Here is a 26,835-nt window from a genome sequence, read left to right on the forward strand (position 1 = left end):
CCCGGCATAGAATCGGGCCGCCCCGGCAACGAGAAAGTCCTGGCCGCGCCAGGAACCCGCAGAGGAAGATCAGAGCAATGGCAACGACCGCCGCAGACGTCATCAAGCGTATCAAGGACGAAGAGATCGAGTGGATCGATCTCCGCTTCACCGATCCCAAGGGCAAGTGGCAGCACCTGACCATGGTCGCCAGCGTGATGGGCGAGGATGAGTGGACCGACGGCCTGATGTTCGACGGCTCGTCGATCGAAGGCTGGAAGGCGATCAACGAGAGCGACATGATCCTGAAGCCGGATCTGGACGCGATCTATAACGATCCCTTCTCCGCGACGCCAATGCTGATCGTGTTCTGCGACATCCTCGAGCCGTCGACCGGCGAGGGCTATACCCGTGATCCGCGCACCACGGCGAAGCGCGCCGAGGCTTATGTCGCCTCGACCGGCGTTGGCGACACCGTCTATGTCGGCCCCGAAGCCGAATTCTTCATGTTCGACAACGTGCAGTTCGACACGAATTACGCCGAATCCTACTTCAAGATCGACGATATCGAGCTGCCGACCAACACCGGCCGCGAGTACGAGGGTGGCAACCTTGCGCATCGCCCGCGTGCCAAGGGCGGCTATTTCCCGGTCGCGCCGGTCGACAGCGCCGTCGATATCCGCGGCGAGATGGTGTCGACCATGCTCGAAATGGGCCTGCCGTGCGACAAGCATCACCATGAGGTGGCGGCCGCGCAGCATGAGCTGGGCCTCACCTTTGGCACGCTGACCACGACCGCCGACCGGATGCAGATCTACAAGTACGTCGTGCATCAGGTGGCGCATGCCTATGGCAAGTCGGCCACCTTCATGCCCAAGCCGATCAAGGAAGATAACGGTTCGGGCATGCACACGCACTTCTCGATCTGGGAGAAGGGCAACCCGCTGTTCGCCGGCAACGGCTATGCCGGGCTGAGCGACACCTGCCTGTATTTCATTGGCGGCATCATCAAGCACGCCAAGGCGATCAACGCCTTCACCAACCCGACCACTAACAGCTACAAGCGGCTGGTGCCGGGTTATGAGGCGCCGGTGCTGCTGGCCTATTCGAGCCGCAACCGCTCGGCCTCCTGCCGTATTCCGTACGGCACGGGCGCCAAGTCGAAGCGTGTCGAGGTGCGCTTCCCGGATGCGATGGCGAACCCGTACCTCGCTTATGCCGCGCTGCTGATGGCTGGTCTGGATGGCATCCAGAACAAGATCCATCCGGGCGATGCGATGGACAAGAACCTCTATGACCTGCCGCCGGCAGAGCTGGCCGAGGTTCCGACCGTCGCCGCGTCGCTGCGCGAGGCGCTCGACAGCCTGCTGGCCGATCACGACTTCCTGCTGAAGGGCGACGTGTTCACCAAGGATCAGATCGAGGCTTATGTCGAGCTGAAGTGGAGCGAAGTCGCACGCTGGGAAATGACGCCGAGCCCGGTCGAATACGACATGTATTACAGCGCCTAAGCGCCTAAGATCTGACGAAGAAAGGGGGCGTCCGCCGGTGCGGGCGCCCCTTTTTTTTCATGCGCAGTATCCGGGCATTCAGCCGCGGAACAGGCCGCCGAGGACGCCGCGCAGGATCGAGCCAGCAAGGTTGCCGGAGGATGATTTCCGGCGGCCGCCACCGAAGACCTGGCGGCCGAGTTCGTTAGCCACCTGACGCCCGATCGAGGAGCCGGCGGCGCGGGTGGCGGAGTCCATGGCGCGCCCCCAAGGCGACGAGGCGGCCGCCCGTTCTTCCGCGATACGGGCCCGTTCGACGGCCTTCGCCGCGCGGGCGGCGGCCTGTGCCTGGCTCGCTTCGGCCCGTTTCATGTCATTTTCGGCCTTGGTCTGCGCAGCCGCGGCCAGTGCCTCCGCGCTCTTCGCCGCGAGCAGTTCCTCGGCCGATTCACGGTCGATCGGCGTGTCGTAGCGATTGCCGATCGCATCGGTGGTGATGATCATCCGCCGCTCATCGGCGGTCAACGGCCCGACGCGGCTTTGTGGTGCGCGGATCAGCGTGCGGGTGACCGGTGAGGGGGCGCCATCGGGCTGGAGCAGCGAGACGAGCGCCTCGCCGATCTGCAACTGCGTGATCGCGGCGGCGACGTCGACGCCGGGGTTGGCGCGGAACGTCTCGGCGGCGCTGCGCACCGCCTTCTGATCGCGCGGGGTGAAGGCGTTCAGCTTGTGCTGGATGCGGTTGTTGAGCTGTCCCGCGATGCTGTCGGGAATGTCGATCGGGTTCTGGGTGATGAAATAGACGCCGACGCCCTTGGAGCGGATCAGGCGGACGACCTGCTCGATCTTGTCGACCAGCGAGGCAGGCGCATCATCGAACAGGAGATGCGCCTCGTCGAAGAAGAAGCACAGCGCCGGGCGGTCAGGGTCGCCGATCTCGGGCAGCGTTTCGAACAGCTCCGACAAGAGCCACAGGAGGAAGGTCGCATAGAGCTTCGGCGCGGCCATCAGCCGGTCGGCGGCGAGGATGTTGACCACGCCGCGGCCGCGATCGTCGGCATGCATGAAGTCCGTGAGGTCGAGCGCGGGTTCGCCGAAGAAGCGGTCGCCGCCTTGGCTGCGCAATTGCATCAGCGAGCGCTGGATCGCGCCGATCGACTGCTTGGAGACATTGCCATAGCGGGTGGTGAGTTCCGCCGCACGCTCCGCGCAATGCACCAGCATGGCCTGGAGATCGTCGAGGTCGAGGAGCAGCAGGCCATCCTCGTCGGCGAGGTGGAAGGCGATCGTCATCACGCCTTCCTGAATCTCGTTCAGCCCCAGCAGCCGCGAGAGCATGAGCGGGCCCATTTCGGAGATGGTGGTGCGGACAGGATGGCCCTGTTCCCCGTAGAGATCCCAGAATTGCACCGGGCGATCGGCATAGGCCCAGCCACTGTCGCCGATCGCGGCGGCGCGCGCGGCAAAGGCGGCGTGGGCTTTCGACTGCGGCGCACCGGGCATGGCGAGGCCGGCGAGATCGCCCTTCACGTCGGCGACAAAGCAGGGGACGCCGGCGGCCGAGAAGCCTTCGATGATGCCGTGCACGGTCACCGTCTTGCCGGTGCCAGTGGCGCCGGCGATCAGCCCGTGACGGTTGGCGAGGCGCAGGCTGAGATATTGCGGCGACGTGCCGCCCGAAGCCGCGCCGATGAAGATGCCGTCGCCCATGCTGACCTCCCGTCCGTATCGTTCCCGCCTAGCGCATGTGGCGTGAGCGCGGCGAGCATCGTTCAACCAAAAAAAGGCCCCGCACCATCGGTGCGAGGCCCCTTTTTCAGTTCATCACGCGGTGGTGATTACTTGATCTTCACCGCGATGAACGCCGGGGGGTTGCGCCCGCGCACGACCGACAGCAGCACCTGCGGACGGTTGGCCGACTTGGCCGCCTGAACGCCGCGGGCGATATCGGCCGCGGTGCGCACCGGCGTCGAGTTGATTGAGACGATCACGTCGCCGCGGCGCAGCTTGCGGCCGGCGTCGCTGGAGGGATCGACGGCCGAAATCACTGCGCCCTGCACGGTGGAATCGACACCGACCTGACGGGCGATCGTCGGAGTGAGCGGCTGCACCGTCACGCCGATGCTGTTCGAGGCCGGAACGGCGGGTCCCTCACTATCCTCGCCGAAGCTGTCGTCGCCGCCGCCGAGCTGCTGGGCGAGCTGCTCCTCGGCCGGACGCACCGTGGTGGTCACGGTGACCGTGGTCGGCTTGCCGTCACGGATCACGTCGAGCTTTGCCTGCTGGCCCGGCGCGACATTGGCGACGAGGTAGGACAAGGTCGTTTCCGGCGTGACCTGCTCGCCGTTGACGCGGGTGACGACGTCACCGGCGCGCAGGCCGCCCTTGGCCGCCGGGCCACCCGGCTCGGCGCGGGCGATGATCTCACCCGAATTCTTCGGCAGGCCGAGCGCCGCGGCGATGTCGTCGTTCAGCGGCTGGATCTGCACGCCGATATAGCCGCGCTGAACCGGCTTGCCCTTCATCAGCGTGTCGATGATCGGCTTTGCGTCCTCCGCCGGAATGGCGAAGCCGATGCCGATATTGCCGCCCGACTGCGAGAAGATCTGGCTGTTGATGCCGATCACTTCGCCGTTCAGGTTGAACATCGGGCCGCCCGAATTGCCCTGGTTGATCGAGGCGTCGGTCTGAATGAAGCGATCGTTGGCGCCGCCCTGGCCCGTCACGCGGTGAACCGCCGAGACGATGCCGGCGGTGACGGTGCCGCCAAGGCCGAACGGGTTGCCGATCGCGACCACCCAGTCACCGACACGCGCGCGCGCCGAATCGCCGAAGCGCACATAGGGCAGCGGGCCCGGAGCATCGATCTTCAGCAGTGCGAGGTCGGACGCGGTGTCGCGGCCGACGAGCTTCGCCACATATTCCTTGCGATCGGGCAGCGTGACGCGGATCGCCTCCACCGTCGCCTGGCGGTTGCCCGGCGCGACGACGTGGTTGTTGGTGACGACATAGCCGTCCGGCGAGATGATGAAGCCCGAGCCGAGCGACTGCGCCTCACGCGTGATCGGCGCGCCATTCTGCCCGCCGCGACCGCCGAACTGGCCGAACAATTCGGCGAAGGGCGTGCCGGCGAACGGATTGGCGGGCTGCGCCACCGTCACCTTCTGATCGGTGGAAATGTTGACAACCGCCGGCTGAAGTTTTGCGACCAGGTCGGCAAAGCTCATCGGCGCGCCGGCGCGCGGCGCCGATGCCTGCATCGTCCCCGGCTCGTTCTGCGCGCTCTGCGCAGAGGCAGGGTGCTGCAAGGCAAGCGAAGCGGCAGTGCCGCCGAGGAGAAGAGCGCCAGTAAGCGCATAGGCGTAACGCACGATCGTCATGTTCCTCTCGTTTGTCCGGCAGGACCGGACCAAGTTTCCAATGCCGCCGGGTCGATGAACGGCGTTTGAATGTGAACGAACCGGCCGCTTTCCCGTTGCGCTTGCGCGACATCAGGTCAGCGCCCGTTGAATTCCTTCAGATAGGCATTGTCCCGGCTCATTATAATATTCGTCGATCCTTCCGGCCGCGCATTTCCGTCAGCACCGAAGGTGTGGCGGTAGGACTGCATCGCCCGGTAGAAATCGTAGAACTTGGGATCCTTGCTGAAGGCGTCGGCATAGATGCTCGCGGCGCGGGCATCCGCCTCCGCGCGCACGATCTGCGCCTGCTTCTGACCCTGCGCCCGGATCGTATTCGCCTCCTGCTGGCGCGCGGTGCGCATCCGCTGCAGCGCGCTGTCGAGCGGGCTGCCATCGGGGAGGTCGGCATGCTTGATCCGGACGTCGACGATCGCCGCGCCATATTGGCGCGCGTCGCGTTGCAGCGAGGCCTGGATTGCGTCCATCACCTTGCCCCGCTCGGGGCTGAGCAGGACGGCGAAGGGCACCTTGCCCAGTTCGTTGCGCAGCGCCGTGCCGAGCAGCGGGCGAAGCTGATCCGCCACGCGTTCCTCGGTGTTCGACGTGCTGCCGGTCGAGGTGACCGCGCGCAGCGGATCGACGATGCGGAAGCGCGCGAAGGCGTCCACGTTCAGTCGCAGCTGATCGGTCGACAGCACCAGCGTATTGTCGAGATCGGCGTCGAGCACGCGCTTGTCGATCCACACGATCTTGTCGATGAACGGCACGCGCGCGATCAGGCCGGCGCCGGTGCGCCCGATCACCTGATCGTTCTGCCACTGGTTCACCAAGCGGATCGGATTGTTGAGGCGCAGGATCACCGCCTGCTTCGTCTCCGGCACGATCGCGAAGCTGGCGGCGCCGACGATCACCGCGCCGAGCGCGGCGAAGCCGACCGCGACGGGATTGCGGAACAGCGCGCTCATCGGCCGGCCTCCGCCGCCGGGGCGGGCGTTGCCGCCGCCGCCGCACCGGTCTGCGGCTCGGTCAGCTTGCGTGCACGGTCGAGCGGCAGCAGCGGAGAAACGCCGGGGGTTTCAACAATCGTCTTGTCAGTCTTGGCCAGCACGGCCTCCATGGTTTCATAATACATGCGGCGGCGGGTCACCTCCGGCGCAAGGCGATACTGTTCGTAGACCTTGTCGAACGCCGCGGCCTCACCCTGGGCGCGGGCGATCACCTGCTCCGAATAGCTGCGCGCATTGTTAAGATTGCCGACCGCTTCCTGCTGGGCGGCGGTGACGGCGTTGAAATCGTCGATCAGGCTGGCGGGGGCGGCGGCCTGGCGGATCGAGACGCCCTGGACGCGCACGCCGGCGTGATATTCGTTCAGGATCTGCTGCATCATCTGGGCGACGCGCGCCTCGATGTTGGTACGGCCGGCGCCGATCGCCTCGTTGAGCGTCGTCGTCGCGAGCACCGCGCGCATCGCGCTTTCGGCGGTGGCGCGGACGGTTTCGACCGGGTCCTTGATCTCGAACACGAAGTCGCGCGGGTTATCGACGCGCCAGCGCACGGTGTAGGCGAGGTCGAGGATGTTCTGGTCGCCGGTCAGCACGTTTTCGCTGCCGTCGCGGGGGAATTCGTCGACGCGCACCGCCTCCACGTCGACCTTTTGCACCGACACGAGCGGGGCGGGCAGGGTGAGGCGGATGCCCGGATCGAGCATGCCCGAATAGCGGCCGAGGAACGTCACCACGCCGCGCTGCTGCGGGCCGATCTGATGGACCGAGGTGAACAGGATCCAGGCCGCGACGATCAGCGCGGCGCCGATCAGCCACAGGTTACGCGAATTGGCGCCGAGCGGCATCTGCGGCCCACCGCCGCCGCCGCCACCCGAACCGCCGCCACGAGCGCGTTTCAGGAATTCGTCGAGCGCGGTCGCCTTTGGCGCGCCCTTGCGTCCGCCGGGCGGCACCGCCCAAGGATTGCGCGGGCCGGCGTTGGTATCGTCGCTGCCGCCGTTGCCCCATGGGCCATTGGAGGAATCGTTCATCAGGATAGGCGGTCGGCGCAGCCACTGCGGCATCATGGTCATAGGGTCTTTATAGGTACACGACGCGCGAAAAACAGTGCCCCGCGCGACCGAAGGGCGTATCGGGCCGCGGCATGGACGAGAAAGAGGCAAAACAGGCGGTGGCCGCGGTCGCCGGCGAGCGTGCGAGCGTGCGGGTGGAAGGCGACCGGATCGGCGTGGTGCTGGACGCGACCGGGCTCGACGCCAAGGCGCGTGATGCGATGGAAGCGGCGGTGCGGATGGCGATCGGGCCGAACGGGCGCGTCGTGGTGACGGCGGAGCGCGCGACACGCCGGCTGATCGCGGTAGCGAGCGGCAAGGGCGGGGTGGGCAAGTCGACCGTGTCGGCGAACCTTGCCATCGCGCTTCGTCATGCCGGGCGGCGCGTCGGGCTGGTCGATGCCGATATCTACGGCCCGTCGCAGCCGCGGCTGATGGCGGCGGAGGGCGAGCGGCCGCAGGCGAAGGACAAGGTGCTGCTGCCGGTGCCGACGCCTTATGGCGTGCCGATGCTGTCGATGGGGCAGCTGATCGAGCCGGGCAAGGCGATCGCGTGGCGCGGGCCGATGGCGGCGGGCGCGCTGGGGCAGCTGGTCGAGGCGGACTGGGGCGCGACCGATACGCTGGTGCTCGACCTGCCGCCGGGCACGGGCGACGTGCAGCTGACGATGATCCAGAAATATCGCCCGGCGGGCGCGGTGATCGTGTCGACGCCGCAGGACCTGGCGCTGATCGATGCGCGCCGCGCGATCGACCTGTTCGGCAAAGCGGGGATCCCGATCATCGGCCTCATTGAGAACATGGCCGGCTATGCCTGCCCGCATTGCGGCGAAGTGTCGGACCCGTTCGGCTGTGGCGGCGCTGAGGCGGCGGCGGCGGAGCTGGGCGTGCCGTTCCTGGGCCGGGTGCCGCTGACGATCGATATCCGCACCGCGTCGGACGCCGGCGAGCCGCCGGCGGCGCGGCCCGACGACACCGTGTTCCGCCCGCTGGGCGAAGCGGTGGCGCGGTGGCTGGAAACCAGCGGCGGCGGCGGGCGTTAGGAAAGCACCGGTCGTGCCGCATGCACCAGGCGGCGGCACGGGCGGACCACCCGACGAAAGGCCGTTTCATGCCGCTGACCGCCGATGCTGATATCAAGGCGCTGCTCGAGGAAACCCGCACCATCGCGCTGATCGGCGCCTCCGACCGTCCCGACCGGCCAAGCTATGGCGTGATGAAGAAGCTGCAGGATCATGGCTATCGCGTGATCCCGGTGAACCCGCAGATCACCGGCGAACATGTCCACGGCGAATATGTCTTTCGCGAGCTGTCGCAGATCGGCGAGCCGATCGACATGGTCGACATCTTCCGCCGGCCCGAGGCCGCCGGCGAGGCGGTGGACGAGGCGATTGCGGCGGGCGCCAAGGCGGTGTGGATGCAATTGGGCGTGGTCAACAACGAGGCGGCGGCGCGCGCCGAACAGGCCGGGCTCAAGGTGGTGATGGACCGCTGCCCGGCGATCGACATCCCTCGTCTGGGCGTGGCGCCGGTCAGCGCGGACTGACCCGCCGGCAGCGGGCAACCCCGCCCGCGCATGATTTCACCGTTGGCGCGTCGCCGCTGGCTTGTCGCGGCGCGCGGGATGCCGCAAGAAACAGCATATGACCGGCGACAAGCCGGCGCCAGCGTTGAGGGAGCGGGGCGAGATGGATGAACCGGTCGCCCATGTGCACGGCCGCCCCGGTCAGCGCGATCTGACGACGGGGCCGATCGGATCGGCGCTGCTGATGTTCGCACTGCCAACGCTGGCCTCCAACGTGCTCCAGTCGCTGAACGGATCGATCAACGCGATCTGGGTCGGGCGCTTCCTGGGCGAAGGGGCGCTGGCGGCGACGTCCAACGCCAATATCATCATGTTCCTGATGTTCGGCGCGGTCTTCGGCTTCGGCATGGCGGCGACGATCATCGTCGGGCAAAGCTGGGGCCGGCGCGACGTCGACGCCGCGCGGCGCGCGTTCGGGTCGGCGATCGGCTTGGTGCTGATGGGGTCGATCACCGTCGGCGCGCTCGGCTGGGTCTATGCGCCGCAGATCCTGACCGCGCTTGCCACCCCGCCCGATGCCTTCGAGCCGGCGCTGGATTACTTGCGCGTCATCTTCCTCGCGCTGCCGCCGTCGATGCTGCTGGTGCTGATGTTCATGGGGCTGCGCGGCACCGGGGATTCAGTAACGCCCTTGTGGTTCATGGGGCTGGCGGTGCTGATCGATGCGGTGATGAACCCGCTGCTGATCGCCGGAATCGGGCCGTTTCCGCGCATGGGCATCGCCGGGTCGGCCACCGCGACGCTGATCGCCAATATCGTCGCGCTGGGCGCCCTGGTGGCGTGGATCGCGTGGCGCGACCTGCCGCTGCGGCTGAAGGGCGAGGAGATACGCTACATCCTGCCCGAACCGACACTGGTGCGCACGATCGTTGGCAAGGGCGTTCCGATCGGCGCGCAGATGCTGGTGCTGTCCGTCTCCGCGCTCGCCATGGTCGGGCTGGTCAATCGCAACGGGATCGACACCGTGGCGGCGTACGGCATCGTCCAGCAACTGTGGGGCTATGTGCAGATGCCGGCGATGGCGATCGGCGCGGCGGTATCGGCGATGGCGGCGCAGAATATCGGTGCCGGGCGGTGGGACCGGGTCGCGCAGATCACGCGGGCGGGCATCATCTACAATGTCGCGATCACCGCGGCGACCGTCGTGCTGGTGCTGGTGCTCGACACCGTCATCATCGGCCTGTTCATTCCCGGGGCCAGCCCGGTGCTGCCGATCGCGCAGCATATCAACCTGCTGGCCACCTGGGGCTTCATCATGTTCGGCGGGACGATGGTGCTGTTCGGGGTGATCCGCGCCAATGGCGCCGTCTGGGGCCCGCTGGCGATCATGACGATCGCGATGTTCCCGGTGCGGCTGGGCGTTGCCTTTGCCTTGCTGCCGATCATCGGCCCGGACGCCTTGTGGTGGAGTTTTCCCGTGGGCTCGGGTGCCAACCTGCTGCTGGCGGCGCTCTATTACCGTTATGGCGGGTGGCGCGAGGGCGGGCTGCTGGTGCCGGAAAGCCATTCCGATGAGCGCAGCCATGCCGATATCGAGCCGGCGGGAAGCCTGAAGCCGGTGCCCTGACGGGCCCTACCCGTGCGGTGTATCGGGATCGCGCGGGGCCATGACACGGATCGCCCCGGCGGCGATCCGCGCGCGGACCGGCGTATGCGCCAGCACCTCTCCATCGATCGAGATCGGCAGGCTGGGCCGGGTCGAGATCTTCAGGTCCTTGCCGGTGAAGGTGATCGTGTCCTGATGCCGCGCATCGAGGCCGAAGAAGCTGGCGAACCAGTTCTTCACCAGCGTCCGGCGATAACGGCCAGTGACCGCCTGAACGACGATCTGGCCCGAATCGACATGCGCCTCGTCCACCAGCCAGGTGCCGCCATGATAGGGGCCGTTGGATATGCGCACCTCGACCACGCGCATCCGTTTTTCCTCAACGCCATCGTCGACGGTGAGGATGAAGGGGCGGAATTTCAGATATTGCAGCCCCGCCCAGCCGAGATAGCCGATGCGGCCCATGAACTTCTTCAGATTGTGCGGCACCGTCTCCGCGATTTGCGGCGACAGGCCCATGGCGGCGCAATTGGCGAAATAATCATTGTCGATCATGCCGAGGTCGATGCGCCGCGGCACGCCGTTCGCCAGCACGTCGATTGCCCCGTCGATGTCGAGCGGCAGGCCAAGCGTGCGCGCGAAACTGTTCGCGGTGCCGAGCGGCAGCACACCGAGGATCACGTCCTCCCCCACCAGCCGGTCGACTAGCCCGCTGACGGTGCCGTCGCCGCCGCCCAGGATGACGAGATCGGGCTTCTTGGCGAGCGCGGCATCGATCGTCTGTTCGAGTTTGTCGGGATCCTCCACGGCATGGGCATCGACCGGGAAGGGCAGCACCTCCAGTCGTTTGCAGGCGCGGCGGAACAGCTTCTGCCCCTTGCGCGACTTGGCGTTGACGATCAGGGCCGCGGACCGGATTTCGCTCATGACGCCGCAACGCACGAAGCGCGGTTTCGCCCCCGTAACGCTTGCGCGGTCGCGCGACGCGGCGCACATGCCATCGCCATGAGTGCATCCTTTCCCGCCATTCGTCTTCGCCGTACCCGCGCCGCGGACTGGAGCCGCCGGCTGTATCGCGAGACGATGCTGACCCCGGCCGACCTGATCTGGCCGCTGTTCATCGCTGACGGGGAAGGCGTGGAGGAGCCGATTGCGAGCCTGCCGGGCGTGTCGCGCTGGTCGGTCGACCTGATCGTCGAGCGCGCTCGCGAGGCGCAGGCACTGGGCATTCCCTGCCTTGCCCTGTTCCCCAACACGCCGGGCCATCTGCGCAGCGAGGATGGGCGCGAGGCGCTCAATCCCGACAACCTCATGTGCCGCGCGATCCGTGCGGTGAAGGATGCGGTGCCCGACATCGGAATCCTGACCGACGTCGCGCTCGACCCCTATACCGCGCACGGGCATGACGGGCTGGTCGATGAGGCGGGCTATGTGCTGAACGATGCGACGGTCGAATTGCTGGTGGGCCAGTCGCTGAACCAGGCGGCAGCGGGGGCGGATATCATCGCACCGTCGGACATGATGGACGGCCGCATCGGCACGATCCGCACTGCGCTGGAGGCGACCGGGCATGCCAACGTCCAGATCATGGCCTATGCCGCCAAATATGCCAGCGCCTTCTACGGCCCGTTCCGCGATGCGGTGGGCAGCCGCGGGCTGCTGAAGGGCGACAAGAAGACGTATCAGATGGATTATGGCAACGCCGAGGAGGCGCTGCGCGAGGTGGCGTTGGACCTGGCAGAGGGTGCCGACAGCGTGATGGTGAAGCCGGGGCTGCCGTATCTCGACATTGCGCGCCGCGTGAAGGAGCGGTTCGAGGTGCCGGTGTTCGCGTATCAGGTGTCGGGCGAATATGCGATGATCGAGGCGGCGGTCGCGGCGGGCGCGGCGGATCGCGATGCGATGGTGATCGAAACGCTGACCGCGTTCAAGCGCGCCGGCTGTTCGGGCGTGCTGACCTATCACGCCGTCCATGCCGCGAGGCTGCTGACCGCGTGATCGAGACCGACCGCCTGATCCTGCGCGTGCCGGAAGCGCGCGACCGCGCGCCGCTGCATGCGATGTGGGCGGACCCGGCGGTGATGGCGGATCTCGGCCCGGTGAAGGACACGGCAGCGAGCGACATGGCGCTGCAGCGGCACGCGAGCTACGCGCCGCTCGGCTTTCGCGCGGTTGTGGAGCGCGGGAGTGGTGAGACGATCGGATTTTGCGGGCTGAAGCCCGGCGCGCCCGATACGCCGATCGCGGGGATGCTGGAGATCGGCTGGATGCTGGCGACCCCCTGGTGGGGCGCGGGCTATGCGCGCGAGGCGGCGGGCGCGATCATCGCCTGGGGCTGGCAAGCGCGGCACGAGGATGCGATCGTCGCGATCACCGCGCGGCAGAACGGGCGGAGCCGGGCGCTGATGGAGCGGCTGGGCATGGCGCACGACCCAGCGCTCGATTTCGATCACCCGCTGTTCGACGCTGAAGACCCGCGGCGCGACACGGTGACCTACCAGATCGTGCGCCCGTGATCGCGACCGATCGCCCGGCGCATGGCTGAGCCGCAGCGCGCAGGCCGTGCGCTTTACGTCCTGACGATCCTGGCGGGATCGTTCCTGTTGTTCCTGGTCCAGCCGATGGTGGCGCGGATCGCGCTGCCGCGGCTGGGCGGCGCGCCGGCGGTGTGGAACTCGGCGATGCTGGTGTACCAGGCGCTGCTGCTCGCCGGCTATGGCTATGCCCATGCGCTGGACCGGTTGCCGGTGCGGCGGCAGGCGGCGGTGCACCTGGGGCTGCTGGCGATCGCCAGCCTGTGGCTGCCGATCGGGGTGCTCGGCTGGACGCTGCCGAGCGGGACGGCGCCCGAATTGTGGGTGCCTTGGCTGCTCGCCGCGTCCATCGGGCCATTGTTTGTCGCGGTGTCGGCGCAGGCGCCGCTGATCCAGCGCTGGTTCGCCGCGGCGCGGCCGGGGCAGGACCCCTATCGGCTGTATGCCGCGTCGAACCTTGGCAGCTTTGCCGGGCTGCTTGCCTATCCGTTGCTGGTCGAGCCGCTGGTGTCGGTGGCCGGGCAAAGGTGGCTGTGGACGGGCGGGTATTTGCTGCTGATCGCGCTGGTCGCCGCGATTGCGTGGCGGCTACCCAACGCGGCGGTGCAGCGTGCAGAGCCCGTCGCCGAAGATACGCCGCCGGGCTGGCGGCGGATCGCGATGTGGATCGCACTGGCGCTGGTCCCGTCGGGGCTGATGCTGGCGACGTCGACCTATATCACCACCGACATCGTCGCCATGCCGCTGCTGTGGGTGCTGCCGCTGGGGCTGTACCTCCTCAGCTTCAGCATCGCCTTTGCCGACCGGCGCGCGCCGGCCGATTTCATCACGAGCGTGGCGCCGATCACCATCATCCTGTTCGGCGGGGTGATGATCGGCGGGTTCACGCTGGAGCCCGCGCTGGGGCTGCTGCTGGCGCTGGCGCTGCTGTTCATGGTCGCGGTGGCGCTGCATACCGCGATGTACCGGTTGCGCCCCGCGCCGCAGCGGCTGACGGGTTTCTACCTGGCCATGTCGGTCGGCGGGGCGCTGGGCGGGCTGTTCGCCGGGCTGATCGCGCCGGGACTGTTCGACTGGACATGGGAATATCCGCTGCTGATCCTGGCGGCGGGCGCGCTGGTGCCGCAATCGATCCTGCTGCCGCCGCTGCAGGCGCTGTGGCGGCGCGGCCGGGGCATTCCGGCGCTGGCCGTGGTGGGCGCGATCTGCGCGCTGCTGCTGATGCTGCGCGAATGGGGGCCGCCGGCGTGGTTTGGCGAGGACAGCCCTGGGCTGATCTTTGCGGTGATCGCGGTGGTGGGGCTGGCGTCGATCGGCGTGCGCGCGGCCTATGTCACGGTGCTGGCGGTATCGCTGCTGCTGTTCGGCGGGATCAACGCGCTGCGCATCACGGCGGCGGGCGACATCCGCACGCGCAGCTATTTCGGTGTTTATACTTTGTCCGAGCGGGCCGATGAGCGCACGCTGGCGCATGGCACGACGCTGCACGGCGTCCAGCTGCTGGGATCACCCGAGCGCGAGCAGCAGCCGACGACCTATTATACGCCATCCTCGGGCGTTGGCCGCGCGCTGACCATTGCGCCGGCGCTGTACGGACCGGAGGGGCGGATCGGCGTCGTCGGGCTGGGGACGGGCACGCTCGCCTGCTATGCGCTGCCGACGCAATATTGGACGTTCTTCGAAATCGATCCGGTGGTCGCCGACCTCGCCCGGACGCGGTTCTCGTTCCTGCGCACCTGTACGCCCGACGCGCAGACGGTGATCGGGGATGCGCGCGTGTCGATCGCGGCGGCGCGGCCGCAATCGTTCGACCTCCTCGCGCTTGACGCCTTTTCGTCGGATGCGGTGCCGATCCACCTGCTGACGCGCGAAGCCTTTGCCGATTACGGCCGCGCGCTGCAGCCCAAGGGGTTGCTGCTGGTGCATATCTCCAACCGCTACATGGACCTGACGCCGATCGTCGCGGCGGCGGCGCGGGCGGGCGGATGGCAGGCGATCGAGCTGATGGACCGGCCGCCGCTGAACGAGGATGGCGCATCGCTGTCGCACTGGATCGCGCTGTCGCGTGATCCGGGGGTGATCGACGCACTGAAGGGCTATGGCACTGGGTGGGTGGCGATCGACCAGGCGGGGGCGGGTGCAGGCTGGACCGACGATTATGCGTCGATCCTGCCGCTGCTTCATCCCTGATTACGGCCTCAAAACGGCCTATTCGGCGCTGCGTTCGACAGAATCGAGGATGCGCGCGCCGGCCATGAAGACGGCGATCGGGCAGACCGAGAAGAGCAGCCAGCCGGCGGGACCGGGATAATCCTGAAGATAGTGAACGCCGCGTTCGGTTGCGCCAAGGCCGAGGCCGTAGATGACGACGAACGCCTCGAACTTGGTCTTGATCGTGAAGAGGCGAGCGAGACGAGCGAACATGCTGAAACATCAGCAAGTTTCGGACCAGCGGCGCAAATCCGCCACTTATGGACGTCGGCTAAGAGTTAACTGTCAATTAACCTTACAAGATCGAGTGCCTCGTGCAGCGCGCGGTGGGCCGTTTCCACCTGAGCAAGCAACGCCGGATCGCCGATCCGGTCGAAGGCGATTTCCTCCGGCCAGTGCGCCGCGATCACATCGGCGATGGAATCGAGTTTTGCCGCATCGACCAGGAAGCGCGGATCGACCGTCGCGGGATCGCACACCACGCGCAGCCGCAGACAGGCGGGGCCGCCGCCATTGGCCATGGATTCGCGCACGTCGACGACCTCCACCGCGCGGATCGGGCCGTTGCTGGCGAGATGATCCTGCAGCCACGACCAGACGGGGGCGCTGTCGCGCGCCTCGCCGGGGACGACCAGCGTCTGTCCGCCGCCGGGCACGGTGACGAGCTGGGCGTTGAAGAGGTAGGACTGAATAGCCTCTGCGAGGCTGACCTGTGCCGCGGGCACCTCGACGATCTCTGCCTCGGGCAGGAGGCGGCGAAGGTCCGCGTAGAAGGCCGCGGGGTTAGCGAAGGCGTGTTCGTGGCTGAAGAGCGTGCGTTCGTTGGCGACGGCGACCACGTCATTGTGGAACGCACCGGCAGCGATCGCGGCCTCAGACTGCTGCACGAACAGGGTGCGCGCGGGATCGAGGCGGTGGCCGCGCGCGATCGCCTCGCTCGCCTCACGATTCTGGCGGGCGGGGAAGGGGCCGCTGCTTTCGCCATAGACGAAGACCTCCACGCCCGGCGCGTCATGCGCGGCGCATAGCCGCATGTGATTGGCCGCGCCCTCGTCACCAAATGGGGCGGGGATCGGCGGATGAACGACAAAGGCGCTGTCGGCGAAGGCGAGGCGAAGCTGCGCCAGCGTCACCGGCCATTCGTGGCTGCGATGCGGCATGGTGACGAGGTTGGCGACGGTGAGGTGGCAGCGGCGATCGGCGCAATCGGCGGCGGGGGAGACGGTGGCGGCGTTGGCCGCCCACATCGGCGAGGCGGAAAAGGCCCGCGCCTGAAGATGCGGGCGCGCGGTGGCATAATCGCTGTTCAGCGCGGCGAGCCAGCGGTGGTCGGGGCGGGGATGGGGGAGAAGGACGCCCTGCGTCAGCCCGAGCGCCAGGTTGCGGCGCATCTTCTCGATCCCCTGCAGCGCGGCGGCACGGGGATGCGAGGTCGCGCCGGCATTGCGCGCGGCGGCGAGGTTGCCGGGGCTGAGCCCGGCATAATTGTGGCTGGGACCGACGATGCCGTCGAAGTTGATCTCCTGAATCATGCGCCGCGTTCCTCTCGCCAGATGGGTTCAGATCCGTTCGACGTGCAGGACCTTGTCGCCGTCCTGCGCGTGGATCGCGGCGGCGCAGGCCGGATCGAGGGCAACGCCCGCGTCCTGCGGCGCCACCGTGCCGAAGGCGCAGCGGAAATCGGACAGGTGGCCATGCGCCACCAGCGATTCGATGCCGGCATCGGCGTTGGCGGCAATGACGGCCGCTTCCTTTGCCTCACGGACCGAGCGCACGGCATCGATCCGCGCGGTCATGGTCGGGCCGCCATCAAAGATGTCGATATATTTTTCGAAGGCGAACCCTTCGTTTTCCAGCATCCGCATCGCGGCGCGGCCTGAGGGGTGGGGCATGCCGATCGCGGCGCGCGCGCTTTCGGACAGCATCGCGGTATAGATCGGATGCTTGGGCATCAAATCGGCGATGAACTGGTGGCCGTTGATGGCATTGAAGGCGTCCGCCTCCTGGAAGTTCATGCCGAAGAAGCGCCCGGCGAGGCCGTCCCAGAAGGGCGAGCCGCCCGCTTCGTCGATCACGCCGCGAAGCTCCGCCAGCACGCGATCGCCGAAGCGCGCGCGATGCGCCCGGATAAAGAGGTAGCGGCTGCGCGCGAGCAGCAGGCCGAGCCCGCCGGCGCGCTCCCCCGGGTGGAGGAACAGGCCGCCGACCTCGCTCGACCCCTCCAGATCGGTGGTCAGCGACAGCATCTCCGCGCGGAAGGTGCGGTCGAGTTCGCGGCTGTGCTGGGTCAGCGTGCTGATGCGGTAGCTGTAGAAGGGGTGTTTCTGGCCAACCTGGGTGAAGATCTGGCAGGTACCGCGCACGTCGCCGGTGGCGGTGTTTTCGAGGATGAGGACGAACAGTTCATCCTCCACCGTCGGCTCATCACGGGCAAAGGCGGCGTGGCTGCGATCGAGCTTCGCCTTCAGCGCGCGGCGGTCGGGGGGGAGATTGGTGAATCCGCCGCCGGTCAGCTTTGCCATCTCATAGAGATGCGCAAGATCTTCATCACGTGCCGCCCGGACAACAAATGTCACAAACCCTCCTCAGCCAGTCGCAAGATGGTGACCGCCGACAGCGCGGCGCGTTCGGCCAGGCTATCGACGATCAGGAATTCCTCAGGTGAATGGATCCCGCCGCCGCGCACCCCCATCGTGTCGATGACCGGCGTGCCGACCGCGGCGATATTGTTGCCGTCGCACACCCCGCCGGTGTCGCGCCAGGCAATCGACAGGTCGAGATCGGCGCCGGTGCGGCGCACCAGATCGAACAGGCGCGCCGCCTGCGCGTCGATCGGCTTGGGCGGGCGATTGAAGCTGCCGTGCACCTCTACGGCCACGTCGTGCGCGGTGGTGACGGCAGCGACCGCCTCGTCGATCGCCTGTCGCGCACGGGCGATCTCGTCGGCATCCTTGGGTCGGAAATTGACGCGCAGGACGGCAAGGTCGGGCACGACATTGTTGGGGCCGCCGCCATCGATGCGCGCGGGATTGACCGAGAGGCGCGGGCTTTTTGCCGCGTCGAGGCGAAGCGCGATGGCGGCGGCGGCGACGACCGCGTTGCGGCCCTCCTCCGGATTGCGCCCCGCATGGGCCGCGCGGCCGCGCACGACGATCGAGAAATTGCCCGTGCCGCCGCGCGCGCCGGCAAGTGTGCCGTCGGGGAGGGCGGGTTCATAGGTGAGCGCGGCGAGCTTGCCCCGTGCGGCCGCTTCGATCAGCGCAGCGGAGGAGAAGGAGCCGGTTTCCTCGTCCGAATTGATGACCACGTCATAGCCGATCGGGCAGCCGACCGCCTCGATCCCCTCCAGTGCGGCGATCATCACCGCCAGCCCGCCCTTCATGTCGGCAACGCCGGGGCCGTTGATCGTGCCGTCAGGACGATCGACGAGCGTCTGGAAGGGGTGGTCGGCCGGATAGACGGTGTCCATATGCCCGGTCAGCAGCAGCCGGCGCGGCGCATCGGGACGCACCGCGAGATGAAGGTGCCGGCCATGGTCGATCGCGCGGACGGCGCCGTCGGGGGTCACCCGCTCCGCCGCGGCAGGCGCAACCAACGTCACCTTGCCCGGGAGCGCAGACAGGGCCTCGGCCAGCATGTCCGCGACGGTCGCGAGGCCGGCGAGGTTTGCGGTGCCGCTGTTCACCGCCGACCAGGCGCGGGTGCGGGCGAGCATGGGGGATTGCGCCGCGTGCGCCACCGCTCGTTCCTCGGTCGGGTTCAGCCTTGCCATCAATGGCGGCTGCTAGCCGATGCGGCGAGCATCGACCACCCCGCGGTTCTGCGAGTGATTCTCAAGGGCCCCATGCCTTGCCCCGAGGGGCCGCGAGGCCTAAAGCGACCGCGAATTTTTCAATCGCACATGCGAGAGCAGCCCGAGAAAGCGCCATGGTCGACCTGTCGCAATATCTGCCGATTCTGATGTTCCTCGCGGTTGCGCTGGTGCTGTCGACGGCGTTCGTTTTCCTGCCGATGGCGATTTCGCGAGTCACCGGTTCGTACAAGCCCACGCCCGAGAAGCTGAGCGAATATGAATGCGGTTTCCCCGCGTTCGAGGATAGCCGCGCGCAATTTGACGTGCGTTTCTATCTGGTTGCAATCCTTTTTATCATCTTTGATCTCGAAGCCGCGTTCCTATTTCCCTGGGCGGTAAGCGTGTTCGACCTGGGCTGGACTGCCTGGGTCAGCATGATGATCTTCATCGGCGAGCTCGCGCTCGGGCTCGTCTACGCCTGGAAGACAGGCGCACTGGATTGGGAATGACCATGCACTCCGGCCCCGTTGAATTGCCGCGCGATGCCCGCGCGATCTCCAGTGGAACGGGCCTCGTTCAGCCCGATCCCGGTTTCTTCAACGATCTGAACGGCGAGCTGACCGACAAGGGTTTCCTCGTCACGTCGACCGAGGAATTGTTCCAGTGGGCCCGCACGGGCTCGCTGTGGTGGATGACGTTCGGCCTCGCCTGCTGCGCGGTGGAGATGATCCACGTCAACATGCCGCGCTACGACCTGGAGCGCTTCGGTGCCGCGCCGCGCGCGTCCCCGCGCCAGTCGGACGTGATGATCGTCGCGGGTACGCTCTGCAACAAGATGGCTCCCGCGCTGCGCCGCGTGTACGACCAGATGTCGGAGCCCAAGTACGTGATCTCGATGGGGTCGTGCGCGAACGGCGGCGGCTATTACCATTATAGCTACAGCGTCGTGCGCGGTTGCGACCGTGTGGTGCCGGTCGACATCTATGTCCCGGGCTGCCCGCCGACCGCCGAGGCGCTGCTGTACGGGATCATGCAGCTGCAGCGGAAGATCCGCCGTTCGGGGAGCATCGAACGGTGAGGGCGCCTGCACCCCGCTGGGCCGCTGAGCTCAACGACGCGACGCTGGAGGCGGCGCGCGCCGCCATTCCGAACGGGCTGGTCGATGCGTTCGCGCATGTCGGTGAGATCCAGCTGCACGTCCACCGCGATCACCTGATCGCCGCGCTGACGGCGCTGCGTGATACGCCGGGCCTTGAATACCAGCAGCTGATGGACATTGCCGGGGTCGATTATCCCGACCGCGGCGAGGAGCGGTTCGAGGTGGTCTATTGCCTCCTGTCGCTGACCCGCAATCATCGCCTGCACGTCCATGTCACCGCCAGCGAGGATACGCCGGTGCCGACCGTAACCGAGCTGTGGCCGGTCGCCGGCTGGTATGAGCGCGAAGTGTACGACATGTACGGCGTGCTGTTCGCTGGCAACCGCGACCTGCGCCGCATCCTGACCGACTATGGCTTTCGAGGGCACCCCCAGCGCAAGGACTTCCCGCTGACCGGGTTCGTCGAGATGCGCTATTCGGAAGAGGTGAAGCGCGTCGTCTATGAGCCGGTGAAGCTGGCGCAGGATTTCCGCACGTTTGACTTCACGAGTCCCTGGGAAGGCGCGGAATACGTGCTGCCGGGCGACGAGAAGGGCGCGGCGCTGCCCGAGGCGAAGGGTGCGCCGACGCCGCTCAACGCCGATGTGATCCGCAAGGCGGGCGACAGCCAGAGCGCGACCAAGCCGGCCGATGCGCCGAGCCAGCCCTATGCCAAGGAGCCGGCGACCAGCACCGCCCAGACCGGCGCGGGCAACCCGCATCCGAACGCGACGCCAAAGCCATCCGACCCTGATGTCGTTCCCGGCAAGGGAGGGCAGAACCAATGACCGATACGCTGCGCAACGATTCCATCGACCCCGCGGTTGAGCGGTTGGCCGACGCCTTCCAGGGCGGACATGTCCAGGATGAGGTGGCGATCCAGAATTACACGATCAACTTCGGCCCGCAGCACCCGGCGGCGCACGGCGTGCTCCGGCTCGTCATGGAGCTGGACGGCGAGATCGTCGAGCGGATCGATCCGCACGTCGGCCTGCTTCACCGCGGCACCGAGAAGCTGATCGAATACAAGACCTACGCGCAGGCGATCCCGTATTTCGATCGCCTCGATTATTGCTCGCCGGCGTGCATGGAGCACACGTTCGTGCTGGCGATCGAGAAGCTGCTTGACCTCGAGGTGCCGCTGCGCGCGCAGTACCTGCGCGTGTTCTTCGCCGAGCTGACGCGCATCTCGAACCATATGCTCAACCTCGGCTCGCACGTCATGGACGTCGGCGCGATGACGCCGAACCTGTGGCTGTTCGAGATTCGCGAGGATTGCTACGGCTTCCTCGAGCGCGCGACCGGTGCGCGCATGCACCACAATTACTTCCGGCCCGGCGGCGTCCACCAGGACGTGCCGCTGAAGCTGCTGACCGACATCGCCGAATGGCTCGACACGCGGCTGCCGCGCCTGTTCGAGGATGCGATCAGCCTCGTTGCCGACAACCGCATCTTCAAGCAGCGCAACGTCGACATCGCAGTGGTGAGCCGTGACGATGCGATCCGCTGGGGCTTCTCCGGCCCGATGATCCGCGCCGCGGGTATTCCGTGGGACCTGCGCAAGCAGCAGCCGTATGACGTGTACGACCGGATGGATTTCGAAATCCCCGTCGGCACCAAGGGCGATTGCTACGACCGCTTCATGGTGCGCGTGGAGGAGGTCCGCCAGTCGGCGCGGATCATGAAGCAGTGTCTGGCGGAAATGCCCGAAGGGCCGATCGCCAGCCTCGATCGCAAGGTCGTGCCGCCCAAGCGGGGCGAGATGAAGCAGTCGATGGAAGCGCTGATCCACCACTTCAAGCTGTATTCCGAAGGCTATCACGTGCCCGCGGGCGAAGTGTATGTCGCGACGGAAAGCCCGAAGGGTGAGTTCGGCGTCTATCTGGTGTCCGACGGCACCAACAAGCCGTACCGTTGCAAGATCCGTCCGACCGCCTTCAGCCACCTGCAGGCAATGGATTTCATGAGCCGCGGCCACATGCTCGCGGACACCACCGCCATTCTCGGCGCGATGGATATCGTTTTTGGTGAATGTGACCGCTGATGGCTGACGCACCCCAGATCCCCGACGAGGCAGAGGTCCGCGCCCGCTGGGGCAATTTCCAGTGGACTGACGAAAGCCGTGAGAAGCGCAACGCGATCCTCGCCCGCTATCCGGCGGGTCGTGAGCAATCGGCGTCGATCCCGCTGCTCGACCTGGCACAGCGCCAGGTTGGGGCGGAGACGAACACGCAAGGGTGGCTGCCGATCCCGGTGATCGAGTTCGTCGCGCGCGAGATCGGCGTGCCGTACATCCGCGTGCTGGAGGTCGCGACCTTCTACACCATGTTCAACCTGGCGCCGGTCGGCCGGTTCCACGTGCAGGTCTGCGGGACGACGCCGTGCATGCTGCGCGGATCGGACGACGTGCTGGCGGCGTGCAAGAACAAGGGGCTGATCAAGGGCAAGACGACGCCCGACGGCCTGTTCACGCTGACCGAGGTCGAGTGCATGGGCAATTGCGCGTCCGCACCGATGGTCCAGATCAACGACGACAATTACGAGGACCTGGATTACGACCGTACGGTCGCGATCCTCGACGCGCTGGCGCGGGGCGAGCAGCCCAAGGCGGGCACGCAGGAGCCGGGCCGGCACACGGTGGAGCCGTTGGGCGGGCCGACGACGCTGAAAGCGATGGTCGACGAGAACCACGATTATCGCAACGAATGGAACACCCCTGCCGTGGGAGCGAGCGCATGAGCGTCATCACGTCCCTGACGGACAAGGACCGCATCTTCACCAACCTCTACGGATATCAGCCGTGGACGTTGCAGGCGGCCCGCCAGCGCGGCGACTGGGACAATACCAAGGCGCTGCTGGAGCTTGGCCAGGACAAGATCATCGACGTGATCAAGGCCTCGGGCCTGCGCGGTCGCGGCGGTGCGGGCTTCCCGACCGGCACCAAATGGTCGTTCATGCCCAAGACGCCGAGCCCCGAGCGGCCGAGCTTCCTGGTCATCAACGCCGACGAATCCGAACCGGGTTCGTGCAAGGATCGCGAGATCATCCGCCACGATCCGCACAAGCTGATCGAGGGCGCGCTAGTCGCGGGCTTCGCGATGCGCGCGCGGGCGGCCTACATCTACATCCGCGGCGAATATATCCGCGAGGCCGAGACGCTGTTTGCCGCCGTGCAGGAGGCATATGACGCCGGCCTGGTCGGCAAGAACGCTTGCGGCTCCGGCTATGACTTCGACGTCTTCGTCCACCGTGGCGCCGGCGCGTACATCTGCGGCGAAGAGACCGCGATGATCGAGAGCCTGGAAGGCAAGAAGGGCCAGCCGCGCCTGAAGCCGCCGTTCCCGGCCGGCGCGGGCCTGTATGGCTGCCCGACGACGGTCAACAACGTCGAGAGCATCGCGGTCGCGCCGACGATCCTGCGGCGTGGCGCGGAATGGTTCGCCAGCTTCGGCGCGGAGAACAACCGCGGCACCAAGCTGTTCCAGATCAGCGGCCATGTGGAAAAGCCGTGCGTCGTCGAGGAATCGATGAGCATTCCGTTCCGCGAGCTGATCGAGAAGCATTGCGGCGGCATTCGCGGCGGGTGGGACAATCTGCTCGCGGTTATTCCGGGTGGTTCGTCGGTGCCGTTGGTGCCAGCGAAGGACATCATGGATGCGCCGATGGACTTTGACGGCCTGAAAGCGGTGGGCTCCGGCCTCGGCACCGCCGCGATCATCGTCATGGACAAGTCGACCGACATCGTCCGCGCGATCAGCCGTATCTCCTACTTCTACAAGCATGAGAGCTGCGGCCAGTGCACCCCGTGCCGCGAGGGCACCGGCTGGATGTGGCGCGTGATGGAGCGGCTGCGCACCGGTGACGCCGAGATCGGCGAGATCGACATGCTGCAGCAGGTCACCAAGCAGGTCGAGGGCCACACGATCTGCGCGCTGGGCGACGCGGCTGCCTGGCCGATCCAGGGCCTCATCCGCCACTTCCGCCCCGAGCTGGAGCGCCGCATCACCGAACGTCAGGGCGGCGGGCTCGCCCCCATGCAGGAAGCTGCAGAATAATGCCAAAGCTGAAGGTAGACGGGATCGAGGTCGAAGTGCCGCAGGGAGCCACCGTGCTCCAGGCGTGCGAAGCGGCTGGCAAGGAAATCCCCCGTTTCTGTTATCACGAGCGGCTGAGCATCGCGGGCAATTGCCGCATGTGCCTGGTCGAGGTGAAGCCCGGGCCGCCCAAGCCGCAGGCCTCGTGCGCGCTGCCGGCGGCGGAAAACCAGGAAGTGTTCACCAACACGCCGATGGTGAAGCATGCCCGCGAGGGCGTGATGGAATTCCTGCTGATCAACCACCCGCTGGATTGCCCGATCTGCGATCAGGGCGGCGAGTGCGATCTGCAGGACCAGGCGGTTGCTTATGGTCGTGGCCACAGCCGCTTCCAGGAGAACAAGCGCGCCGTCACCGAGAAGTACATGGGCCCCATCGTGAAGACGGTGATGACCCGGTGCATCCAGTGCACTCGCTGCGTCCGCTTCGCCGAGGAAGTGTCGGGCGTGGAGGAAATCGGCGCGCTGTATCGCGGCGAGAACATGCAGATCACCTCCTACCTCGAGAAGGCGGTGACGAGCGAGCTCAGCGGCAATGTCGTCGACCTGTGCCCGGTCGGTGCGCTGACGTCCAAGCCCTATGCGTTCGAAGCGCGCCCGTGGGAGCTGAAGAAGACGCTGACGATCGACGTCATGGACGCGGTCGGCACCAACATCCGCCTCGACAGCCGTGGCCGTCAGGTGCTGCGCGCGCTGCCGCGGGTGAATGACGACGTCAACGAGGAGTGGGCGACCGACAAGACCCGCCACGCCGTCGACGGCCTGGTGCGTCGCCGGCTCGACCGCCCTTATGTGCGGCGTGACGGCAAGCTGGTTGCGGCCAGCTGGGACGAGGCGTTCGCTGCGATCGCCGATGCGGCCAAGGCTGCGGGCAACAGCGTCGCGGCGGTGGCCGGCGATATCGTCGATTGCGAGACGATGTTCGCGGCCAAGGCGCTGCTGGCGTCGATGGGCTCGTCGCTGCTCGAGGGTCGTCAGACCGGCATGGACTATGACGTGTCGAGCCTGGCGGCGGTGAATTTCAACACCACCATTGCCGGCATGGAGCGCGCCGACGCGATCCTGTTGGTCGGCACCAACCTTCGCTGGGAAGCGAGCCTGGTCAACACGCGCGTGCGCAAGGCGATCAAGCGCGGCGCCAAGGTGTTTGCGATCGGCCCGGAGACGGACCTGTCGTACAAGGTCGAGTGGCTGGGCCAGGATCTCTCGATCCTTTTCAACCTGCCAGAGGCGGTGACCGAGGCGTTCGGCAAGGCCGAGCGGCCGGCAGTGGTTGTCGGTGGCGGCGCGCTGAAGCATGCGCATGGCGCGACGCTGGAGCTCGCCAAGTCGCTGAACCTCGTTCGCGATGGTTGGAACGGCTATAATGTCGTGCATTTCTCGGCCGCACGCATGGGCGGGCTGATGCTCGGCTATGCGCAAAAGGCCGGCATTTCCGCGCTTTACGACGCGAAGCTCACCTTCTTCCTGGGGGCCGACGAGTGCGATTTCACGCGCTTCACCGGCTTCAAGGTCTATGTCGGCCATCATGGCGACAAGGGCGCGGCCGCGGCGGACGTGGTGCTGCCCGGTGCGAGCTATGCCGAGAAGTCGGGTACCTATGTGAACCTCGAAGGGCGTGTTCAGCGCGGCAACCGCGCGGTGTTCGCGCCGGGCGATGCGCGCGAGGACTGGACGATCTTCCGCGCACTGTCGGAAAAGCTGGGCGCGGTCCTGCCGTTCGACACGCTGGACGAGCTGCGCGCCGCGATGGCGCTGGATTGTCCGGAGCTTGCCAACGAGGGGCTGGTGACCTTCCCCTGGGCGCCCCCGTCGCTCGACACCGCGGCGCAGGGCGCGCTGGAGGGATATCCCATCAAGGATTTCTATCTCACCAACGCGATCTGCCGTGCGTCGCCGACGATGCAGCGCTGCTCGGCTGAACTGGTCCATGGCGAAACCTTCGCGGAGGCCGCGGAATGACCGCCTTCTTCAACACGACCCTCGGCCTGCCCTATAACTGGGCCTGGTTCCTGGCGACGCTGGTCGGCATCCTGGTCATCGCGCTGCCGCTGATGCTGGCAGTGGCGATGATCATCTATGCCGATCGCAAGATCTGGGCGGCGATGGCGCTGCGCCGCGGCCCGAACGTGGTCGGCCCGCTCGGCCTGCTGCAGTCCTTCGCCGACGGCCTGAAGGTGTTCCTGCAGGAGACGATCGTCCCCACGGCCGCCAACCGCGGGCTGTTCCTGCTCGCGCCGATCATCACCTTCACGGTGGCGCTGATCGTCTGGGCGGTGGTGCCGTTCGACCTTGGCGTCGTGCTGGCGGACATCAACGTCGGGCTGCTGTACGTTCTCGCGGCATCGTCGCTGGGCGTGTACGGCATCATCCTGGCGGGCTGGTCGTCCAACTCCAAATACCCGTTCTTCTCCGCGATCCGCGCCGCGGCGCAGATGGTGAGCTATGAAGTCGCGATCGGCTTCGTGCTGATCTCGGTCATCCTGTGGGCGGGGACGTTCAACCTGACCGGGATCGTCGAGGCGCAGCGCGGCGTGCTGGGGACGCCGATCAACGGCTTCTTCCTCAACCCGCTGCTGTTCCCGATGGCGATCGTGTTCTTCATCTCGGCCCTGGCCGAAACGGCGCGCGCGCCGTTCGACCTGACCGAGGCGGAGTCGGAGCTCGTCGCGGGCTACCAGACCGAATATTCGTCGATGAGCTTCGCGCTCTACTGGCTCGGCGAATATGCCAATGTGATCCTGATGTGCGTGCTGAACGCGACGCTGTTCTGGGGTGGCTATCTGCCGCCGTTCGACTGGGCGCCGCTTTATTACGTGCCGGGCATCATCTGGCTGTTTGCCAAGACGCTGTTCTTCTTCTTCTGCTTCAGCTGGGTGAAGGCGACGGTGCCGAGGTATCGTTATGACCAGCTGATGCGGCTGGGCTGGAAGGTGTTCCTTCCGCTGTCACTGTTCTGGGTATTTCTCGTGTCGGGCGTGCTGATGCTCTACCGGGTTGGGATCTGAC

At 66.8% G+C, this 26,835-nt stretch carries 24 protein-coding genes; 15 read left to right on the forward strand and 9 right to left on the reverse strand.

The window, feature by feature from the left end; all coding sequences use genetic code 11:
* The first annotated feature begins 77 nt into the window (after positions 1–77).
* The gene (gene glnA, locus CA236_RS00335) at positions 78–1,490 is read left to right on the forward strand and encodes a type I glutamate--ammonia ligase (RefSeq protein ID WP_046409911.1); all 1,413 of its coding nucleotides are present in this window, start codon (positions 78–80) and stop codon (positions 1,488–1,490) included.
* 78 nt (positions 1,491–1,568) lie between these two features.
* Here glnA and CA236_RS00340 read toward each other — a convergent pair whose 3' ends face one another.
* The 4 genes from CA236_RS00340 to CA236_RS00355 all read right to left on the reverse strand — a co-directional run bounded on the left by CA236_RS00340 (position 1,569) and on the right by CA236_RS00355 (position 6,947).
* Positions 1,569–3,179, reverse strand: a complete 1,611-nt coding sequence (locus CA236_RS00340; RefSeq protein ID WP_125944114.1) for a helicase HerA-like domain-containing protein — start codon at positions 3,177–3,179, stop codon at positions 1,569–1,571.
* 128 nt (positions 3,180–3,307) lie between these two features.
* On the reverse strand, positions 3,308–4,840 hold the full coding sequence (locus CA236_RS00345; RefSeq protein WP_046410041.1) for a Do family serine endopeptidase: 1,533 nt from the start codon (positions 4,838–4,840) through the stop codon (positions 3,308–3,310).
* A gap of 125 nt (positions 4,841–4,965) precedes the next feature.
* Entirely contained in the window at positions 4,966–5,835 is an 870-nt protein-coding gene (locus CA236_RS00350) for a protease modulator HflC (RefSeq protein ID WP_046409915.1), read from the reverse strand.
* A complete protein-coding gene (locus tag CA236_RS00355) occupies positions 5,832–6,947 on the reverse strand; it encodes a protease modulator HflK (protein ID WP_046409916.1) in 1,116 nt (371 codons plus the stop codon). Before CA236_RS00355 ends, CA236_RS00350 begins: the two co-directional genes overlap by 4 nt.
* A 71-nt stretch (positions 6,948–7,018) precedes the next feature.
* Here CA236_RS00355 and CA236_RS00360 point away from each other — a divergent pair, with 71 nt between their 5' ends.
* The 3 genes from CA236_RS00360 to CA236_RS00370 all read left to right on the forward strand — a co-directional run bounded on the left by CA236_RS00360 (position 7,019) and on the right by CA236_RS00370 (position 10,078).
* Positions 7,019–7,969 carry an Mrp/NBP35 family ATP-binding protein gene (locus CA236_RS00360; protein WP_125944115.1) on the forward strand — a complete coding sequence of 317 codons (951 nt, stop codon included), beginning with the start codon at positions 7,019–7,021 and terminating at the stop codon, positions 7,967–7,969.
* A gap of 68 nt (positions 7,970–8,037) precedes the next feature.
* Entirely contained in the window at positions 8,038–8,472 is a 435-nt protein-coding gene (locus CA236_RS00365; protein WP_046409919.1) for a CoA-binding protein, read from the forward strand.
* A gap of 142 nt (positions 8,473–8,614) precedes the next feature.
* Positions 8,615–10,078: an MATE family efflux transporter gene (locus CA236_RS00370; RefSeq protein ID WP_125944326.1), complete on the forward strand. Its 1,464-nt coding sequence runs from the start codon at positions 8,615–8,617 to the stop codon at positions 10,076–10,078.
* Positions 10,079–10,084: 6 nt separating this feature from the next.
* On the opposite strand, the gene CA236_RS00375 is transcribed toward CA236_RS00370, so the two are convergent.
* A complete protein-coding gene (locus CA236_RS00375; RefSeq protein WP_125944116.1) occupies positions 10,085–10,984 on the reverse strand; it encodes a YegS/Rv2252/BmrU family lipid kinase in 900 nt (299 codons plus the stop codon).
* A gap of 78 nt (positions 10,985–11,062) precedes the next feature.
* Here CA236_RS00375 and hemB point away from each other — a divergent pair, with 78 nt between their 5' ends.
* The 3 genes from hemB to CA236_RS00390 are packed head-to-tail and all read left to right on the forward strand — an operon-like array spanning position 11,063 to position 14,781.
* Positions 11,063–12,055, forward strand: coding sequence for a porphobilinogen synthase (gene hemB / locus CA236_RS00380; RefSeq protein WP_125944117.1), 993 nt, complete (start codon positions 11,063–11,065; stop codon positions 12,053–12,055).
* Entirely contained in the window at positions 12,052–12,573 is a 522-nt protein-coding gene (locus CA236_RS00385; RefSeq protein WP_125944118.1) for a GNAT family N-acetyltransferase, read from the forward strand. Before hemB ends, CA236_RS00385 begins: the two co-directional genes overlap by 4 nt.
* Positions 12,574–12,594: 21 nt before the next feature.
* Complete coding sequence (locus tag CA236_RS00390; protein ID WP_125944119.1) at positions 12,595–14,781, forward strand: fused MFS/spermidine synthase; 2,187 nt, start codon at positions 12,595–12,597, stop codon at positions 14,779–14,781.
* A gap of 18 nt (positions 14,782–14,799) precedes the next feature.
* On the opposite strand, the gene CA236_RS00395 is transcribed toward CA236_RS00390, so the two are convergent.
* The 4 genes from CA236_RS00395 to CA236_RS00410 all read right to left on the reverse strand — a co-directional run bounded on the left by CA236_RS00395 (position 14,800) and on the right by CA236_RS00410 (position 18,574).
* Positions 14,800–15,015, reverse strand: a complete 216-nt coding sequence (locus tag CA236_RS00395; protein ID WP_046409928.1) for a hypothetical protein — start codon at positions 15,013–15,015, stop codon at positions 14,800–14,802.
* A gap of 65 nt (positions 15,016–15,080) precedes the next feature.
* Positions 15,081–16,334, reverse strand: a complete 1,254-nt coding sequence (locus tag CA236_RS00400) for an N-succinylarginine dihydrolase (RefSeq protein WP_125944120.1) — start codon at positions 16,332–16,334, stop codon at positions 15,081–15,083.
* A 27-nt stretch (positions 16,335–16,361) separates the two neighbouring features.
* Positions 16,362–17,378 carry an arginine N-succinyltransferase gene (locus tag CA236_RS00405; RefSeq protein WP_125944121.1) on the reverse strand — a complete coding sequence of 339 codons (1,017 nt, stop codon included), beginning with the start codon at positions 17,376–17,378 and terminating at the stop codon, positions 16,362–16,364.
* The gene (locus CA236_RS00410) at positions 17,375–18,574 is read right to left on the reverse strand and encodes a hydrolase (protein ID WP_125944122.1); all 1,200 of its coding nucleotides are present in this window, start codon (positions 18,572–18,574) and stop codon (positions 17,375–17,377) included. The genes CA236_RS00405 and CA236_RS00410 overlap by 4 nt, the downstream gene beginning before the upstream one ends.
* Positions 18,575–18,729: 155 nt before the next feature.
* Here CA236_RS00410 and ndhC point away from each other — a divergent pair, with 155 nt between their 5' ends.
* Genes ndhC through nuoH form a run of 8 tightly spaced genes read left to right on the forward strand, consistent with a single transcriptional unit; the run spans position 18,730 to position 26,834 of the window.
* A complete protein-coding gene (gene ndhC, locus CA236_RS00415) occupies positions 18,730–19,104 on the forward strand; it encodes an NADH-quinone oxidoreductase subunit A (protein WP_046409935.1) in 375 nt (124 codons plus the stop codon).
* Positions 19,105–19,106: 2 nt separating this feature from the next.
* Complete coding sequence (locus CA236_RS00420) at positions 19,107–19,673, forward strand: NADH-quinone oxidoreductase subunit B (RefSeq protein WP_046410043.1); 567 nt, start codon at positions 19,107–19,109, stop codon at positions 19,671–19,673.
* On the forward strand, positions 19,670–20,521 hold the full coding sequence (locus CA236_RS00425; protein ID WP_125944123.1) for an NADH-quinone oxidoreductase subunit C: 852 nt from the start codon (positions 19,670–19,672) through the stop codon (positions 20,519–20,521). The genes CA236_RS00420 and CA236_RS00425 overlap by 4 nt, the downstream gene beginning before the upstream one ends.
* Entirely contained in the window at positions 20,518–21,777 is a 1,260-nt protein-coding gene (locus CA236_RS00430) for an NADH-quinone oxidoreductase subunit D (RefSeq protein ID WP_241212442.1), read from the forward strand. The genes CA236_RS00425 and CA236_RS00430 overlap by 4 nt, the downstream gene beginning before the upstream one ends.
* A complete protein-coding gene (locus CA236_RS00435; RefSeq protein WP_125944124.1) occupies positions 21,777–22,472 on the forward strand; it encodes an NAD(P)H-dependent oxidoreductase subunit E in 696 nt (231 codons plus the stop codon). Before CA236_RS00430 ends, CA236_RS00435 begins: the two co-directional genes overlap by 1 nt.
* Positions 22,469–23,788: an NADH-quinone oxidoreductase subunit NuoF gene (nuoF, locus tag CA236_RS00440; protein ID WP_046409940.1), complete on the forward strand. Its 1,320-nt coding sequence runs from the start codon at positions 22,469–22,471 to the stop codon at positions 23,786–23,788. Before CA236_RS00435 ends, nuoF begins: the two co-directional genes overlap by 4 nt.
* On the forward strand, positions 23,788–25,788 hold the full coding sequence (nuoG, locus tag CA236_RS00445) for an NADH-quinone oxidoreductase subunit NuoG (protein ID WP_125944125.1): 2,001 nt from the start codon (positions 23,788–23,790) through the stop codon (positions 25,786–25,788). Before nuoF ends, nuoG begins: the two co-directional genes overlap by 1 nt.
* Positions 25,785–26,834: an NADH-quinone oxidoreductase subunit NuoH gene (gene nuoH / locus CA236_RS00450; RefSeq protein WP_046409942.1), complete on the forward strand. Its 1,050-nt coding sequence runs from the start codon at positions 25,785–25,787 to the stop codon at positions 26,832–26,834. The genes nuoG and nuoH overlap by 4 nt, the downstream gene beginning before the upstream one ends.
* Position 26,835 lies beyond the last annotated feature (1 nt).

It is taken from the genome of Sphingomonas sp. ABOLG, assembly GCF_003950435.1.
GTDB lineage: Bacteria > Pseudomonadota > Alphaproteobacteria > Sphingomonadales > Sphingomonadaceae > Sphingomonas > Sphingomonas panaciterrae.